Genomic DNA, 16,158 nt, shown 5'->3' on the forward strand with positions numbered 1-16,158 from the left:
GATGCTCAATATTAAATCGGTAATTCGGATGAAACAATGAATCAACACGATCGAGCAGTGATTTCTGCATCTACGCTTTATGTGGTACCTACCCCAATCGGCAATTTAGGGGATATTACCCACCGGGCGTTAGAGGTACTGAAAAGCGTTGATTTGATTGCGGCAGAAGATACACGTCATACAGGGTTGCTGTTACAACATTTCGCGATCAACGCCCGCCTATTTGCACTTCATGACCATAACGAACAACAAAAAGCCGATCATTTGCTGGCAAAACTGCAAGAAGGCCAGAGTATTGCACTGGTTTCTGATGCAGGTACGCCACTGATTAACGATCCGGGCTACCATTTAGTGCGCCGTTGCCGTGAAGCTGGCATCCGAGTTGTGCCATTGCCGGGTGCTTGCGCGGCGATTACTGCGCTTTCTGCCGCCGGTATTGCCTCAGATCGTTTTTGTTACGAAGGCTTCCTGCCAGCGAAAACCAAAGGACGTAAGGATACTCTGCAAGCGCTGATTGAGGAACCTCGAACACTGATCTTCTACGAATCAACACATCGCTTGTTGGAAAGTTTACAGGACATGGTAACCGTACTTGGCCCGCAACGCTATGTGGTACTGGCCAGAGAGCTAACCAAAACCTGGGAGTCTATCCACGGAGCCCCGGTGGGGGAGTTATTGGCTTGGGTGCAAGAAGAAGAAACCCGCCGCCGTGGTGAAATGGTGTTGATTGTTGAAGGGCACAAAGTACAGGCCGATGATGCATTACCTGCCGCCGCGCTACGTACCTTGTCGCTACTACAAAAAGAGTTGCCTTTGAAAAAGGCCGCGGCTCTGGCTGCTGAGATTCACGGCGTGAAAAAGAATGCGCTCTATAAGTACGCACTTGAACAGCAAGAGGGTGCTCAAGTGCAAGCGGAAGATGACATTTAGTCACAATGTGACTATAATCCGCCGCGGAGTTGACTAGACAGTCGCCGCTTCGCTGCCGTCCCTTTCGGGGGAGACAGGTGAAGGGGAGGAAAGTCCGGGCTCCATAGGGCAGGGTGCCAGGTAACGCCTGGGGGGCGCAAGCCTACGACAAGTGCAACAGAGAGCAAACCGCCGATGGCCCGCGTAAGTGGGATCAGGTAAGGGTGAAAGGGTGCGGTAAGAGCGCACCGCGCGGCTGGCAACAGTCCGTGGCAGGGTAAACTCCACCCGGAGCAAGGCCAAATAGGGGTTCACATGGTACGGCCCGTACTGAACCCGGGTAGGCTGCTTGAGCCAGTGAGCGATTGCTGGCCTAGAGGAATGACTGTCCACGACAGAACCCGGCTTACCGGTCAACTCCACTCATTCCATAAAAACCCCGCTTCGGCGGGTTTTTTTGTTTTGTACGATAGAAATCGCGAGCAATTATCATTACTTCCTCTAAAAGAACCTTTTTTTCGTGGAAAATTCATACGTTTTTGTATGAATTTTAAATTCACAGCGTGTGAATAATCTTAAATTTTATTCTGTTCAATTTTAAATAACCGTTAATGAATACTCAATATCAACGATGGTTATGAAAAAATCATTTTAAAACACAAGTTTGTATTCTCGTTATACCCTTGATACAACCAATGCCGCATTTTTGCGTTATAAACGTTTTTATGTTTTTTTAATTATCGAAATGTATAGTGCTAAAAATAGGAAATATTTCTATCTAATTAAAGATAATCTGTCTGTAACTTATTTAATTTTATGTCAGTGAATTGTCTATATTTGTCAATGAAGACTAAAAGCGCTATGTGCTTTACAAAAAAATAACAGATCAATAAATCTTATATATGAAAAATAAATAATACCATCAGTGGCGAGAAGTCATAATTTTAGTATCAGTGATTAAATATGTTTTTTTACTTAAATATTACATTCTCATATCAGGTTAATCGATTTTAAATAAAAAATAACTTTTTATTGTTTATTTCAACATTTAACTTCACCTAGGATTACTAATTTGAGCAATATTATGCCTTCTCGTCGTATAACGACCATGACGTGGTTAACAGTCATTTTTCAATGTTTCTTTCCATTGAGTATGGCTTTTAATCCGGTTATTGCTGCCCAGAAAACAGCAGCAATCCCCCCTTCCTCTCAACTTGGCGAAGACAACAGTTCAATGCTGGCGGAACAAGCCAAAATAGCAGGATCGTTGCTGAGTAGCGGCAATGCGAGTAGCAGTGCCTCTGGTTTGGTACGTTCAAAGGTTATTGGAGAAGCGAATACTTCAGCACAGCAATGGCTGAATCAATTTGGCACTGCGCGTGTGCAATTAAATCTGGATTCTAATAGCAGCCTTAATGGGAGTGCGGTTGACCTGCTCGTTCCTCTTTATGATGACAATAAGAATTTGTTATTTACGCAATTAGGATTCCGTCATCAGGATAAACGCCATACAGGTAATGTTGGAGTTGGTGTTCGTACCACACAAGGTAATTGGATGTTTGGTGGTAACACCTTCTTTGATAATGATTTGACGGGGAACAACCGCCGTATTGGGGTTGGGGCAGAAATAGCAACTGACTTTGTGAAATTATCGGCAAACAGTTATTTCGGCCTGACCGACTGGCATCAATCTCGGGATTTTGCTGACTATAATGAACGTCCTGCTAATGGTTATGACATTCGGGCTGAAGCCTATTTACCCGCACACCCACAGTTGGGGGGTAAACTGATGTTTGAGCAATATAAAGGGGACGATGTTGCATTATTTGGGAAAGATAATCGACAGAAAAACCCTCACGCCGTTACTGCTGGTTTAAATTATACCCCAATTCCCTTATTGACCGTTGGGGCGGAACATCGTGCAGGGAAAGGCAGTAAAAGTGATTCCAGTATTAATCTCCAACTGAATTATCGTCTGGGCGGTTCTTGGCAGTCTCAAATTGACTCCAGTACTGTTGCCGAATCCCGCTTGTTGGCAGGTAGCCGATATGATTTGGTTGAACGTAATAATAATATTGTGTTGGATTATCAAAAACAGCAATTGCTGAGTTTGAGCCTTCCACCACAACTGGCTGGGCAGGAAGGTCAAGTCACGTCTCTGACAGCACAAGTGACGGCCAAATATGGCGTTAGCCAACTGGATTGGGATACTGCTGCGCTGATTGCGGCTGGAGGTGTAGTGACTCAAACCTCGGTCACCGGTGTTGCAGTGACTTTCCCTCCTTACCAAACTGGGGGGAATAATACCCATGTCATCAGTGCGGTTGCACGTGATGCTCAGGGCAATATATCCAACCGGGCTGTGACCACAATTGATGTGGCTCCCGTTCTTAATCGTGCATCAACAGTGGCGTTAACATTAGTCAATGATAATGCGCTGGCGGATGGGCTTGATGCTAACCGCGTGCAGGTCAAAGTGACATCGGCTAGCGGCGCAGGGGTTGCAAACCAAACGGTGGATTTCATCGCCAGCAACGGTGCAAGTATTACCTCTTCAGTTAATACGGATGCTCAGGGAATTGCTACGGCAACCTTAACCAATTTGGTTGCAGGGATTAGCACCGTAACATCAACCGTTAATGGGAATAGTCACAGCCTCGACACTAACTTTGTCGCCAATAGCGGCAGCGCTATCATTATTGCGGCAAATATGTCAGTGACAGCTGACAATGCTATCGCGAATGGTGCAGCCACAAATGCGGTACAAGCGATTGTGACGGACAGCAATCACAATCTGTTAGCGAATGAAGCAGTGACATTCACGGCAACTAATGGTGCAATCGTGACCACGGTGATTGGCACGACAGGCGCGGATGGTATTGCTACCGCGACCTTGACCAACACTGTAGCAGGTACAACGGCGGTGATGGCGACACTAAGTAACAGTGCTAATCAGTCCGTAAACACCCACTTTATCGCTGACAGTAGTAATGCAATTATTTCCTCCGCGAATATGGTGGTGACATCCAACAATGCTATTGCCAATGGTGTCGCGACCAATGCTGTGCGGGTTGTGGTGACCGACAGTAATAACAACCCGCTGGCGGGTGAAGTCGTGACATTCGGGGCGGCGAATGGTGCTTCATTGACGACAGTGATTGGCACCACGGGGGCCGATGGTGTTGCCACCGCGACGTTGACCAACACCGTAGCAGGAATCTCATCGGTGACTGCGAGAATAAATAACAACAACTTTGGTCGCTCAGTAAACACCACCTTTGTGGCTCCAGTCGCCGCGACGTTGGCAATCTCAGTGAACCAATCCACAACCAAGATTGGAGAGACTATTCAGACGACGGTTACCGCCAGAGATGCCGACGGAGATCTTCTTCCTGGAGTGGATATCTCATTCACTATCGGCAATGTGAGAAACCGCCAAGGCACAACAGTGAGTAGTGGCACCTTGCGATTTAATGACACGAATATCACAACGGCGCGGAAATTCACCACTGGTGCGGATGGCACGGTAACCATTCCAGTGACTGATCCTTCAGGTACGGGTGTTCAGAGAACCATCACCGCAGTATCGGGTACGGCGACGGCTTCTACTGATGTGATTTACACGGTGGTTACTAGCCCAGATACGCCGCAGGCGAATATGTGGGGCCATATGGCCGAAACCATCACTGCGGGTGGGAAAACCTTTAAGCGCCCACGCCTTAACGTAGAAATTGCGGGCGACTTTACTCAGACTATCAACAATGAGACTTGGTCCACCTTTGATTTTGCCTCTGCTACTGGTCGGGTTTGCGGTAGTGCGGCGAATTTGCCAGTCCGTGCTGATTTAGTCACGCTTTACAATACTTATCCATCAAACCAAATTAAGACGGTTTTTGGCTGGCAAACAAGCGGTTCTTATATTTCATCAACAGTATATGGTGCGACCAGCCATTCCAGCATTTGGCTGATCAATGGTAACGGCACTTCTACTGATGACTCTAATAAAAATGCGTGGGTGACTTGCCTGCAATAGATTTTAAATTCTCATCATCGGCTGAACGAATAAAATACATCATTCGTTCAGCCGACCTTATCCCCATTGTTACTGGCGTACTATCTCTGAAATCTATTAAATAGAATTACTCATGCCGATAACGTAATGCTTCAATGAAAAGTGAAAACGCGGTGGTATGCTGCCTGCGGCTTGGGTAATAAAGGTAATAACCAGGAAAAGGTGCACACCACTCTGTTAACACTCTCACCAAGTTACCACCAGCAATGTCATCTCTTACGGAATCCTCTGGTACGTAGGCCAGCCCAAAACCTAGGGTTGCGGCTTCAATACGTTGACGCAAGCTGTTGAATGTTAACTGGCCATCCACTCGTACTTTTAATTCACGACCTTCTTGTTCAAACTCCCATGCATAAAGGCCACCCATCGTTGGCAGACGCATATTGATGCAACGATGGTTTTGTAACTCTGTGGGCGCAGTGGGTACACCGTATTTCGCTAAATAATCAGGTGAACCCACCACTGCCATACTCATATCTGGCCCAATGCGTACCGCGACCATATCTTTGGCAACCTGCTCTCCTAAACGGATACCCGCATCATAGCGGCCTGCGACAATGTCGGTTAAGGTGTTATCAACGGTGATTTCCACATTGATATCCGAATATTCAGCAAGGAACGATTTCAGTACTGGCCAAAGCACGGAATCAACAGCATGTTCACCGGCGGTGATACGGATATTTCCCGCAGGGCGGTCACGCATTTCACTTAACGCATCCAGTTCATTTTCAATTTCAGCAAAACGTGGTCCAAGGCTATTTGCTAACCTTTCTCCTGCTTGCGTGGGGGCGACACTGCGGGTGGTTCGAGTCAATAAGCGCAGTTTAAGACGTTCCTCCAACCCACGAATAGAGTGGCTTAAGGCGGATTGAGAAACCCCCAGTTTCGCTGCGGCTTTGGTAAAACTGCGTTCTCTGGCGACCACAAGGAACGAAATTAAATCGTTAAAATTCTCTTTTAACATTATGGTTCTCTGATTGCGTAACAGTGGATAACACGGAGTTTAACTCAATTTATGATTTAAATTCATATACCCATACGTATTTATCCATCTGATTTTTAGCTGAAGCATTTGCTATCTTTTTGAACTGTACATCCAAGGAAGCAACGCCAATACGGGCTAGATTAATGAATTTTACTCATAGCTCCTTTCGCATTTAGCTATCTAGTTCTCCCCATAAAATGGCGGTAATTTTTTCCCATCGAAACTAAGCCGATAAGGATCGGAGGGGAAAGCAATGAAATATTTAGCGACGACGGCACTTTCTTTATCGATGGCAATGTCTGGTGCGGTGATGGCCGAACCGATAGGCTCCGCGCGCGCGGGCGAAGTCTCTACCGCTGACGTGTTGGAAAAAGTTTCACCGGCATTAGCTCACTATCAGAGCCAAACCTTACAAAATGATCTCTGGCAGCGTCCCGCACTCTCACCGCGTGATCGCAGCATGATTACCGTCGCGGCCATTATTGCCCGCCACCAGACGGAATTAATGGCCGAGCAGTTCAATTTGGCATTGGATAATGGCGTGAAGGCCAGTGAGTTGTCGGAAATTATTACACATCTCGCGTTTTATTCCGGTTGGGGTAATGCCATGTCTGCGGCGACTGTGGCGCAGACCCTCTTCCAGCAGCGAGGTATCGCAGCCACTACACTACCGACAGCACAACCCGAGTTGCTACCACTCAACCAAACAGCCGAACAGTTACGCCTCAATGCAGTTGAGCAGTCGGTTGGAAGTCAGCAGTTTCCAGGACTGGTGACCTATACCACCGATGTGCTATTTCGTGATCTTTGGCTACGCCCGGCACTGGCGCCACGGGATCGCAGCCTCATTACCGTTAGTGCACTGATTGCTGCGGGGCAGGTAGCCCAAGTGACCTTCCATCTCAATAAAGCGATGGACAATGGGTTAACACAGGCACAGGCCGCAGAGGTGGTGACTCATCTGGCTTTTTATGTGGGCTGGCCTAATGCCATGTCGGCAGTACCTGTAGTGAAAAGCGTTTTTGCGCAGCGAAATGCCGATGTGCCCGTCAAATCTTAGGTAAGGAATAACGATGAAATTGCTCGCAGCGTCTACAGTTATCTTGTCCATGTTAAGTCCGGCGGCTTTCGCCGATGTGGAGGAAAAAGTGAAAATTATCCAAAGTGGTTCCCAACCCTCTCAGCCTGGCCCAGAAAATTACTTTACCGGTCAAGTGCGTATTGATGCCCCTTTTCAGGCAACCTCCCCAGCTCGTGTCGGTGGTGCTAGTGTGACCTTTGAGCCGGGTGCTCGTACTGCGTGGCACACCCATCCGCTGGGCCAGACTTTGATTATCACCCAAGGACGCGGCTGGATTCAGGAGTGGGGCAGTGAGATTAAAGAGATGAATCAGGGCGATATCATCTGGATCCCTGAAGGGGTTAAGCACTGGCATGGGGCAACCCCAGATACCGCGATGACTCACATTGCAATTGCTGAATCCCTCAACGGCAGTCCTGTTGAGTGGATGGAAAAAGTCAGCGATGCGCAGTATCAGAAGTAATTCTGGAGGGAATATGGCACAAGGTATTGAAAATAAAGTGGTGGTTATCGCCGGAGCCAGTAGTGGCCTTGGTGAAGCCTTGGCTCGCCGTTTGGCAAAGGATGGCGCAAATGTTGTGTTGGGCGCTCGCCGCCTTGACCGGCTGGAGAAATTGGCTGAAGCGTTATCATTGAATAAAGCAGCTGTCGTCAAAACCGATGTCACGCAGGCAGAGCAAGTTCAGGCGCTGGTGGATACCGCCGTCAGGCTGTACGGACGCATTGATGTGATGGTGAACAATGCGGGGTTGATGCCACACTCGCTGCTGGAACGCTGCAAGATTAGCGATTGGAATGCGATGATTGACGTGAACCTGAAAGGGGTTCTTTATGGTATCGCGGCTGCGCTGCCTTATATGAAAGATCAGAAAAGTGGACATATCATCAATACGTCCTCGGTTGCGGGCCACAAGGTTAGACCGGGCAGTGCGGTATATGCGGCAACTAAAACAGCGGTTCGGGTGATTTCCGAGGGGCTACGTCAGGAAGTGAAACCGTACAATATTCGGACGACCATTATTTCTCCCGGCGCAGTCAGCAGCGAGTTAGTGGACAGCATTACTGAAACGGATGTTGCCGCAGGTATTAAACAGTTTTATGACGAAGTCGCCATTTCTGCTGATGCCTTTGCCAGTATTGTGGCGTTTGCTATCAGCCAGCCGGAGGATGTGGATATCAATGAAGTCTTATTCCGCCCGACTAAACAAGAACTTTGATTATTGCTCTGCACATGGCAGAGGTTCCAGCGCATTACCTTCTCTCTTCTTTAAAACCCAATATACCCACTAAGGTTTATTGGGTTTAACGTACTACTGCCGGAGATACAACATGACAATGAAAGTTCTCGGTTATGCTGCCAAGTCAGCACAAGTTCCTCTTGCACCACTTGAGTTTACCCGTCGGGATCCTCGCCCAGATGATGTGGTGATGGAGGTGCTCTATTGCGGTGTTTGCCATTCTGACTTACATCAGGCTCGAAATGATTGGGGGTTCAGCACGTATCCATTGGTGCCCGGTCATGAAGTGATTGGTCGAGTTACGGCGGTTGGTCAAAATGTCACAAAATTTAAAGTAGGCGATTTTGCGGGGATTGGCTGCATGGTGGACTCCTGTCGCGTGTGCCAACCCTGTAAACAAGGCCTGGAGCAGTATTGCGAAGAGGGCAATGTGCAAACCTACAATGGCGTTGATCGCCATGACCATACGCCAACCTACGGCGGTTATTCGCAAGCTATTGTCGCCTCTCAAGATTTTGTGTTGAAAATGCCCGCGGGTCTGGATTTGAAGGCCGCCGCGCCGCTACTGTGTGCGGGTATCACTACATGGTCACCGCTGCGCCATTGGAAAGTGGGGAAAGGGAGCAAAGTTGCGGTTGTCGGCTTGGGTGGTTTAGGTCATATGGCTTTGAAGTTGGCGAATGCGTTGGGGGCTGAAGTGACACTCTTTACTCGCTCACCGAGTAAAGAGGCGGATGCTCGCCGTTTAGGAGCGCATCACATCGTATTATCCACTGATGATGCACAAATGGCCGCAGTGAAAGGGCAGTTTGATCTGATCATCGATACTGTGCCTTATGTACATGATATCAATCCCTATATGCCAACACTGAATGTGAATGGCACACTGGTATTTGTGGGCTATCTTGGGGATCTTAGCCCGATGATCAACACCATGCCGCTGATTCTGGCGCGGCGCTCAGTGGCGGGTTCCTGCATTGGTGGTATTGCGGAAACTCAGGAAATGCTGGATTTTTGTGCCAAACACGGCATTGTTTCAGATATAGAGATGATTAATATTCAGGATATTAACGAAGCATATGAACGGATGCTGAAAAGCGATGTGAAATATCGCTTTGTGATTGATATGGCGTCGTTGAAAGCGTAAGACGTTAATATTATGAAGAGAGATAAAAAAATCTATTTTATCTCTCTTCATCTAATCATTCCGGTAAGTCGATCAACAATGCCCGTAGTGGGGTTTCTGCTTTAATCACTAAATGCCGCTCTTCTTGCACAAATGCACCATCGCCGCAGGTTAGGCGCTGCGCTTCACTGACTTGTGGGCCTTCCACGGTAATCGTCCCGTGTATGGATTGCAGGTAAGCCCTAGGTCCGTGTAAATCAATGGTATATTGCTCGCCTGCTGCTAAATCCAAATGATGTATCCATACTTGTTGGCGCAATTTCAGGCTGTTTTGTTCACCGTCGGGAGAAGCCAGCAACCGCAATGGTTGGGTGCACAATGATATACGTTGGGCTGGGTGGCTTTCCTGTTCTGGACACGCATTGAGCCATAACTGAATACGGGTTAAGGGCTTATCGGTACTTAGATTATGCTCGCTATAGCTGACTCCCGGTTGTGTCGAAAATAATAGAACATCGCCGGTTTTGCCGCGAACATGGTTGCCCAAGCTGTCCCGATACTCAGCCTCACCTTGTAAAATCAGATTCAGAATATCAACGCGAGGGTAGGTACGTGGCTGGAATGATGCGCCGGGGGCCAGCACTTCCTGATTTAAAACGCGCAGCGAGGCATAGCCTAATAATTTCGGGTCAAAATAGTGACCGAAAGAGAAAGTATAACGCGCTTGAAGCCAACCAAAGTCAGCTTGCCCGCACTGTTTTGCTGTTCTGCATGTGATCATGACAATGGTCTCCTGCAACCCGAAATCTATCGGGTATATATAATAAGTGAATATATACTCTAACTAATTCGAGTTGCAGGTAGGCGGTAAGAGAGCGAACCTCTGTAGCTTACTTGAGTAAGTGACAGGGGTGAAAACTCGTAGCCAACGCCCCCGTGGCTTGAAGTATGACGAGTATAATGTGTAAACAAATGGTAAGCGTCTGGACGGCAGATTGTTAGCCAGTTAATCTGGTCGCCATATTCAAATTTCCTGATTGAGAACAAGATGGGTAAAGATCGGGCGCTAACGTTAGAAGCATTGAGAGTGATGGATGCCATTGACCGCCGTGGCAGTTTTGCTGCGGCGGCTGATGAATTGGGGAGAGTCCCTTCTGCATTGAGTTACACCATGCAAAAGCTTGAAGAAGAGCTGGACGTGGTGCTATTCGATCGCTCCGGGCACCGGACCAAATTTACCAATGTTGGTCGTATGCTATTGGATCGCGGGCGAGTCCTGCTGGAGGCCGCAGACAAGTTGACCACGGATGCCGAGGCACTGGCCCGGGGTTGGGAAACTCATATCACTATCGTGAGTGAAGCACTGTCTCCGGCGTGGAAGTTGTTCCCGTTAGTTGACAAATTGGCGTTGAAAGCCAATACGCAAGTTTCCATTTTCACTGAGGTTTTGGCGGGGGCATGGGAGCGTTTGGAGCAGGGGCGGGCTGATATTGTCATTGCCCCGGATATGCATTTTCGTGCATCTTCGGAGATTAACAGCCGTAAATTGTACAAAGTCACCAGTGTCTATGTTGCCAGCCCTGACCACCCCATCCATCTGGAGCCAGAACCTCTGTCAGAGTTGACTCGGGTGAAATACCGTGGTGTCGCCGTGGCAGATACTGCCCGCGAGCGGCCAGTATTAACGGTGCAATTGCTGGATAAACAGCAACGACTCACCGTCAGTACCATCGAAGATAAGCGGCGAGCTTTATTGGCCGGTTTAGGTGTGGCGACCATGCCTTATAACATGGTCGAAGAAGACATTGAAGCAGGGCGCTTACGAGTTGTCGGGCCAGAGTACAGCCGTGAGGCCGATATTATTATGGCGTGGCGTCGTGACAGCATGGGGGAGGCAAAGTCGTGGTGTTTGCGCGAGATCCCTAAGTTATTTGCCAATATGAATAAGTAACTGGCTACTGCCTTTGAGCAAAGCGAGTTTCTCTACCATGCGGCTCCAGCAGGTTTTGTTGCGGGCCGATGGAGATAATCCCGTAAGGGTTTATTGTGCCGTGGCTGCGGTAATAATGATGGCGGATATGTGCAAAATCCACAGTCTCAGCGATGCCGGGCATCTGATAAATATCTCGCAGGAAACCAGATAAATTGAGGTAATCACTGATCCGGCGTCGATCACATTTGAAATGCGTGACATATACGGGATCAAAACGAACTAATGTCGTCCATAAACGCAAATCGGCTTCTGTTAGTTGCTCGCCAGCCAAATAACGTTGCTGTCCCAAAATCTGTTCCAAATGAGCCAAGGCATCAAATAAGGTCGTGACAGCTTCGTCATAGGCGGCTTGTGTGGTCGCAAAACCCGCTTTATACACACCATTATTCACTTGGTCGTAAACCCACCCATTAATATCATCAATGTCGTGGCGCAATGCCGGTGGGTAATAATCGCCAGCTTTAGCCCCTACACCATCAAAAGCACTATTAAACATACGAATGATATCGGCTGACTCATTGCTAACCACTGTCTGTTGTTGCTTATCCCATAATACTGGGACCGTCACGCGCCCGCAGTAATGGGGATCCGCACGAAGATAGAGTTGGTAAAGATAATCGAGGTTATAGAGAGAATCGCCGGTAGCCGCCGGAAAATCATGGCCGAACGTCCAACCATTTTCCAACATCAGTGGATGCACAACAGAAACTGAAATCAGTGATTCCAGACCCTTCAGGGTACGCATGAGTAAAGTACGGTGCGCCCACGGGCAGGCGAGTGAGACATACAGATGGTAACGATGAGCTTCAGCTTTAAAACCTGCTTTGCCCTGCGGACCAGCCTGACCGTCAGCCGTTACCCAATTGCGAAACTGTGAGGTACTGCGCTTGAAATGACCGCCGGTAGATTTAGTGTCATACCAGATGTCTTTCCAGATGCCGTCAACGAGTTGTCCCATAAAATCCCCTTTGTACTTGAAGTTGCAGCGCGGTTAGCTGCTTTCACTAACCCGAATCACTGACCTGGATGAGGCTCATCGAAATTAATGAGCCTCATCCTTGAGGCCCACTCTGCGGGCTAGCGCTGACTGGCTAGCTGCAATTCCAATGACTTTGGGTATTTATAGTCGATATAAAGTGACTTACCACTTTTTACCCAACAGGCGGTCAATACTGAAACCACCGGGACCTGCTACTGCCAGTACGATGAAGCCGCCAGCGATGGTCAGGTTTTTCATAAACATCAGTTGGTTCACGCCTTCCGCAAAGTTAGTGTGGAAGATCAATGCGGTCAGAATGGTGAAACCGGCAGTGAATAATGCAGTGGTACGGGTCAGGAAACCGAACAAAATTGCCAAGCCGCCGCCAAACTCTAACAAAATAGTCAGTGGCAGGAAGAAACCAGGGACACCCATGGCTTGCATATATTGTTGGGTGCCCGCATAGGCATCACCCATTTTGCCGTAACCGGCAACAATAAACAGAATCGGCATCAAAATGCGCGCTACCAACAGGCCAGTATCTTGTAATTTGTTCATCGACCACTTCTCCAAAAAGTTGTTTGTATTAATGCCTGGCATCTGCTGGCGTTAATGAATAATAAAGAACATCGGTATTGGGTTATCTGCGAGGTTTCCGCAAACGCCCTGAGTTGATGAGAGAATGTTAGTAGAGAAGTAGAGAAGTTGTTAGCAAGTAAAACTGTCGTTTTTCATCAAAAAAACTGAAGTGACAGAAGATAAAAGCCTGCCTATGGCGGAAAGCCACGTTCAGCAGGCTGAGTTATCGTCTGATTTTTTTAGCGGTAGGATAATAATGGCATGGAAGTATCGCCATTATAGAAAAATCAACGTAGTAGAAAAGTATTGCGAAACAATCGGATAGCGCCCCAGACACTGACAGCTCTGCGCGACCAGCGAACGATTTTGCTGGGGTGCCGGATACCGTATAACGCCACTAAACTAGAGCCAACCATCAAATATTTTCGCATACTGACAATCTTTGCCCAGCCGCGATCATAAGGTGCGGTGACTTCAATCCAATGCGCAGTGCTGTTAGCAAGATCCAAACGTTGCTGCTCGATCTGCCGCAATAATATGGCTTTCTCTTGCGCAAGTTGGCGGTGATTCAACGCTCTTTCTCCAATAATTCGCGGTCCGTTTCCAGCTGTTTACGGGTAGAACCCAACAGTGTGGAGTGGCGCGCTTTAGCAAGGGTCCAGATAACACCGATGATTGCCAGTGCCAATAACACCGCGGTCGTCGATCCCAACGCGATTAAACGATAGGCAGGATCAATAGCCCATATCACCAATACCAGCAAACTCATTAAACCGAAAGCGGTCAACAGCAGGGTGATCCCCGCCATCATTAGCAACTGAATCAGTGTCGCTTTTTCTTCTTCCAGTTCAATCGCTGCCAGACGGACACGGGTTTCAACCATGCCAACGACAATAGTGGCAATGCGGTGAACAGTATCAAGGACCCCTTTGCCGGGGCCCTGAGTTTGAGGAAGTTCAGCCATAATCAGCGACGAGACAGCAGCACGCCTAACACCACGCCGATAGCAGCACCGATACCGACACCATGCCATGGGTTGTCATGGACATAAGTGTCAGCTTTATCAGCAATTTCTTTGGTTTGGGCCGCGATACGGTCGCCCGTTTCGCTCAGACGTTCACGAGTATCTTTCAACGCATTTTCCGCTTTCGCCCGCAGCTTATCTAACTCAGCTTTCGGCTTATCGGTCGAAGATTGCAGCACTTCTTCCAAAGTATCTGCAAGTGACTTAAGTTCAGCGCGTAAATGTTCAGAGGTTTTATCTTGTGGCATGTAATAGCTCCTTAACATAACTGAGATGAATATCTAATTTAGTGAATTTCTCTGGAAGTTGATAGGTTAAAAATCCTAATAAATTCCGAATAATTCACTATGCTTGTATTGAACCGTCTTTAAATCTGGCGACGCTACTTTTGTGTCTGAGCTTGTTTTAACTCAGCCTGCGCTTGTGCTAATTTCTTCTGTTGCTTGGCAATTTTGCTGGCATCACCTTTTTGTTGTGCCTCTTTTAGCTCTTGCTTACGCTCAGTAACTTTGTGCTGCTTTTCTTGAATCTTTTCCTGCCGCTCCGCTTCTAGGCCTTCAACTGTGCAGTTTCTTTTAACTTCTTTTAATGCAGTTTCCAGACCTGCGGCGCGGCGAGTATTGCCATGCTGTTTGGCATAATCAATCTGCTGTTGGATTTCTTTGGCTTTGGTGTCGCATTCATTAGCTTGGGCGGCACTACAAAACGCAATGATAGGTAACACCAACAGGAGAGAGGACCGTAGCGAAAAAACGGTACGTAACAACATAGTATTGCTTCCTTTTACAGCAGAATCAGGGGGAAATAGGTTGCCGTGAATGACTAAGCATAGCGCTGAATGATGCGATACCCAAGTTTACTACGGGATTTTTTATAGATTAATCATATATCAGCAGGATTAAAGGGTAATAAAGAGAAGATAATGACGGGGAGATAACTCCCCGTGATAGAAATTACCCTATTTTTTGTAGGTTACTTCTGAATGCGGGCAATAAACGCTGACGTTTCTTTGACTCACTCGAGACAATGACATAGCCGCTTGGCAGGATATCCTGCAAAACTTCAATGGCTTCTTTTTGTTGTTCTGGTGATTCCAGACTAACAACCAGGCTGTCATTCTCTGGAGTAATACTTTTGATGCGAATCCCGCGTTGATCAAGATGTTGATACAGATAAAACCCGTCAGGTAATGACAACCCCTGCTGGTTAGGCCGAATTTTCAATGCACTTTCTGTGCGCAGAATAATGGGCGTAAACAGCAGTGCAGCTAACAATAAAGCCGTCACTGGCAGGGCAAGATAGTGCCAGATCGGGCGGCCAAAACGGCCCCTGATATTGATCACTCTGGCTTACCTTTGTCTTTGTTATCTGCAACGGGAGCCGCGTTTTTTTTGCGCCACAGCACATATAAAGAGCCCACCAGACCAATCACCAAGAGTGCTAAAGGCAGCAACATCAACACGAACATGACTTCATCTTCGTATTTTAGGAATACCGGCGTTTTACCAAATGCAAAGCCCATGGTGGTCAGGATCAAGACCCAAAGCAGACCACTCATCCAGTTAAAAAATTGAAAACGGGCATTGTTCAGACCGGAAAGACCCGCAATGGTTGGCAACAAGGTGCGCACAAATGCCAAGAAGCGACCAATCAGCAAAGCGGATAACCCATGGCGGTGGAACAAATTATGGGCGCGCTGGTGGTAATGGGCGGGCAGGTGGGATAGCCACCCTTGTACAATTTTTGTATTCCCCAACCATCGTCCCTGAATATAACTGAGCCAACATCCCAAACTGGCCGCGGTGGTCAGTACCACCAGTGTTACAGGGAAACTCATCGCCCCTTTTGCAATCAGGACACCCACCAGAATCAGCAAACTATCGCCCGGTAAAAAGGCCGCTGGAAGCAAACCATTTTCCAGAAAAAGTATCATAAACAGCAGGATGTAGATGGCCCAGACCAGAGAAGGGTTCGCCAGTGTCTCATAATCTTGTGCCCATAAAGCATGTAAGAGTTCTTTAATGATATCCATCTGGTATTCCTAAAACGTCATTGTTTGTTGTAAGCATCGTTATGGATATAAACACGATAACAAAGAGATCTGATGGTTTTCGTGTTTAAGCGATGGTTTTGATAAATATGCCTAAGGGCACGTAGAACAAACCAATTCGC

The 16,158-nt window shown here is 47.7% G+C and carries 17 protein-coding genes and 1 other RNA gene; 8 read left to right on the forward strand and 10 right to left on the reverse strand.

The genetic code is table 11. The features are described 5' to 3' along the window. The first annotated feature begins 36 nt into the window (after nt 1-36). From rsmI to HUZ92_RS00835, 3 genes are all read left to right on the forward strand, one after another. Nucleotides 37-930, forward strand: a complete 894-nt coding sequence (gene rsmI, locus HUZ92_RS00825) for a 16S rRNA (cytidine(1402)-2'-O)-methyltransferase (protein ID WP_050100671.1) — start codon at nt 37-39, stop codon at nt 928-930. Nucleotides 931-955: 25 nt separating this feature from the next. After that, an RNA gene (gene rnpB / locus HUZ92_RS00830) (RNase P RNA component class A) lies at nt 956-1,334 on the forward strand. 809 nt (nt 1,335-2,143) lie between these two features. After that, complete coding sequence (locus tag HUZ92_RS00835; protein WP_457853266.1) at nt 2,144-4,942, forward strand: inverse autotransporter beta domain-containing protein; 2,799 nt, start codon at nt 2,144-2,146, stop codon at nt 4,940-4,942. 106 nt (nt 4,943-5,048) lie between these two features. Here HUZ92_RS00835 and HUZ92_RS00840 read toward each other — a convergent pair whose 3' ends face one another. Beyond that, nucleotides 5,049-5,945, reverse strand: coding sequence for a LysR family transcriptional regulator (locus HUZ92_RS00840; protein ID WP_145580112.1), 897 nt, complete (start codon nt 5,943-5,945; stop codon nt 5,049-5,051). Between the two features lie 274 nt (nt 5,946-6,219). Here HUZ92_RS00840 and HUZ92_RS00845 point away from each other — a divergent pair, with 274 nt between their 5' ends. From HUZ92_RS00845 to HUZ92_RS00860, 4 genes are all read left to right on the forward strand, one after another. Continuing rightward, complete coding sequence (locus HUZ92_RS00845; RefSeq protein ID WP_128451192.1) at nt 6,220-7,026, forward strand: carboxymuconolactone decarboxylase family protein; 807 nt, start codon at nt 6,220-6,222, stop codon at nt 7,024-7,026. A gap of 13 nt (nt 7,027-7,039) precedes the next feature. After that, nucleotides 7,040-7,510 carry a (R)-mandelonitrile lyase gene (locus tag HUZ92_RS00850; RefSeq protein ID WP_230678383.1) on the forward strand — a complete coding sequence of 157 codons (471 nt, stop codon included), beginning with the start codon at nt 7,040-7,042 and terminating at the stop codon, nt 7,508-7,510. Between the two features lie 13 nt (nt 7,511-7,523). Continuing rightward, the gene (locus tag HUZ92_RS00855) at nt 7,524-8,264 is read left to right on the forward strand and encodes an SDR family oxidoreductase (RefSeq protein WP_050100679.1); all 741 of its coding nucleotides are present in this window, start codon (nt 7,524-7,526) and stop codon (nt 8,262-8,264) included. Nucleotides 8,265-8,376: 112 nt separating this feature from the next. Beyond that, entirely contained in the window at nt 8,377-9,432 is a 1,056-nt protein-coding gene (locus tag HUZ92_RS00860; RefSeq protein ID WP_050100680.1) for an NAD(P)-dependent alcohol dehydrogenase, read from the forward strand. A 55-nt stretch (nt 9,433-9,487) separates the two neighbouring features. Here HUZ92_RS00860 and HUZ92_RS00865 read toward each other — a convergent pair whose 3' ends face one another. Then, a complete protein-coding gene (locus tag HUZ92_RS00865) occupies nt 9,488-10,192 on the reverse strand; it encodes a pirin family protein (protein ID WP_145524403.1) in 705 nt (234 codons plus the stop codon). 267 nt (nt 10,193-10,459) lie between these two features. Between HUZ92_RS00865 and HUZ92_RS00870 the strand changes: the two genes are divergently transcribed. After that, on the forward strand, nt 10,460-11,362 hold the full coding sequence (locus HUZ92_RS00870; protein WP_050100684.1) for a LysR family transcriptional regulator: 903 nt from the start codon (nt 10,460-10,462) through the stop codon (nt 11,360-11,362). A 4-nt stretch (nt 11,363-11,366) separates the two neighbouring features. Here the strand turns inward: HUZ92_RS00870 and HUZ92_RS00875 are convergent, their stop codons facing one another. The 8 genes from HUZ92_RS00875 to HUZ92_RS00910 form a co-directional block, all read right to left on the reverse strand. Continuing rightward, nucleotides 11,367-12,362, reverse strand: a complete 996-nt coding sequence (locus HUZ92_RS00875; protein ID WP_145580111.1) for a glutathione S-transferase family protein — start codon at nt 12,360-12,362, stop codon at nt 11,367-11,369. Nucleotides 12,363-12,545: 183 nt separating this feature from the next. Next, nucleotides 12,546-12,941, reverse strand: coding sequence for a DoxX family protein (locus HUZ92_RS00880; protein ID WP_004714887.1), 396 nt, complete (start codon nt 12,939-12,941; stop codon nt 12,546-12,548). Nucleotides 12,942-13,249: 308 nt separating this feature from the next. Beyond that, nucleotides 13,250-13,534, reverse strand: a complete 285-nt coding sequence (locus HUZ92_RS00885; RefSeq protein ID WP_050100687.1) for a YqjK-like family protein — start codon at nt 13,532-13,534, stop codon at nt 13,250-13,252. After that, on the reverse strand, nt 13,531-13,926 hold the full coding sequence (locus tag HUZ92_RS00890; protein ID WP_050100689.1) for a phage holin family protein: 396 nt from the start codon (nt 13,924-13,926) through the stop codon (nt 13,531-13,533). Before HUZ92_RS00890 ends, HUZ92_RS00885 begins: the two co-directional genes overlap by 4 nt. Before the next feature lie 2 nt (nt 13,927-13,928). Then, nucleotides 13,929-14,234: a DUF883 family protein gene (locus HUZ92_RS00895; protein ID WP_050100691.1), complete on the reverse strand. Its 306-nt coding sequence runs from the start codon at nt 14,232-14,234 to the stop codon at nt 13,929-13,931. Nucleotides 14,235-14,368: 134 nt separating this feature from the next. Beyond that, nucleotides 14,369-14,755, reverse strand: a complete 387-nt coding sequence (locus HUZ92_RS00900) for a DUF1090 domain-containing protein (protein ID WP_050100693.1) — start codon at nt 14,753-14,755, stop codon at nt 14,369-14,371. A 184-nt stretch (nt 14,756-14,939) separates the two neighbouring features. Beyond that, nucleotides 14,940-15,329 carry an EnvZ/OmpR regulon moderator MzrA gene (gene mzrA / locus HUZ92_RS00905; protein ID WP_050100695.1) on the reverse strand — a complete coding sequence of 130 codons (390 nt, stop codon included), beginning with the start codon at nt 15,327-15,329 and terminating at the stop codon, nt 14,940-14,942. Next, on the reverse strand, nt 15,326-16,018 hold the full coding sequence (locus HUZ92_RS00910) for a DedA family protein (RefSeq protein WP_050100697.1): 693 nt from the start codon (nt 16,016-16,018) through the stop codon (nt 15,326-15,328). The genes mzrA and HUZ92_RS00910 overlap by 4 nt, the downstream gene beginning before the upstream one ends. Nucleotides 16,019-16,158: the final 140 nt, after the last annotated feature.

The organism is Yersinia vastinensis (assembly GCF_902726565.1).
Classification (GTDB): Bacteria; Pseudomonadota; Gammaproteobacteria; order Enterobacterales; family Enterobacteriaceae; genus Yersinia; species Yersinia vastinensis.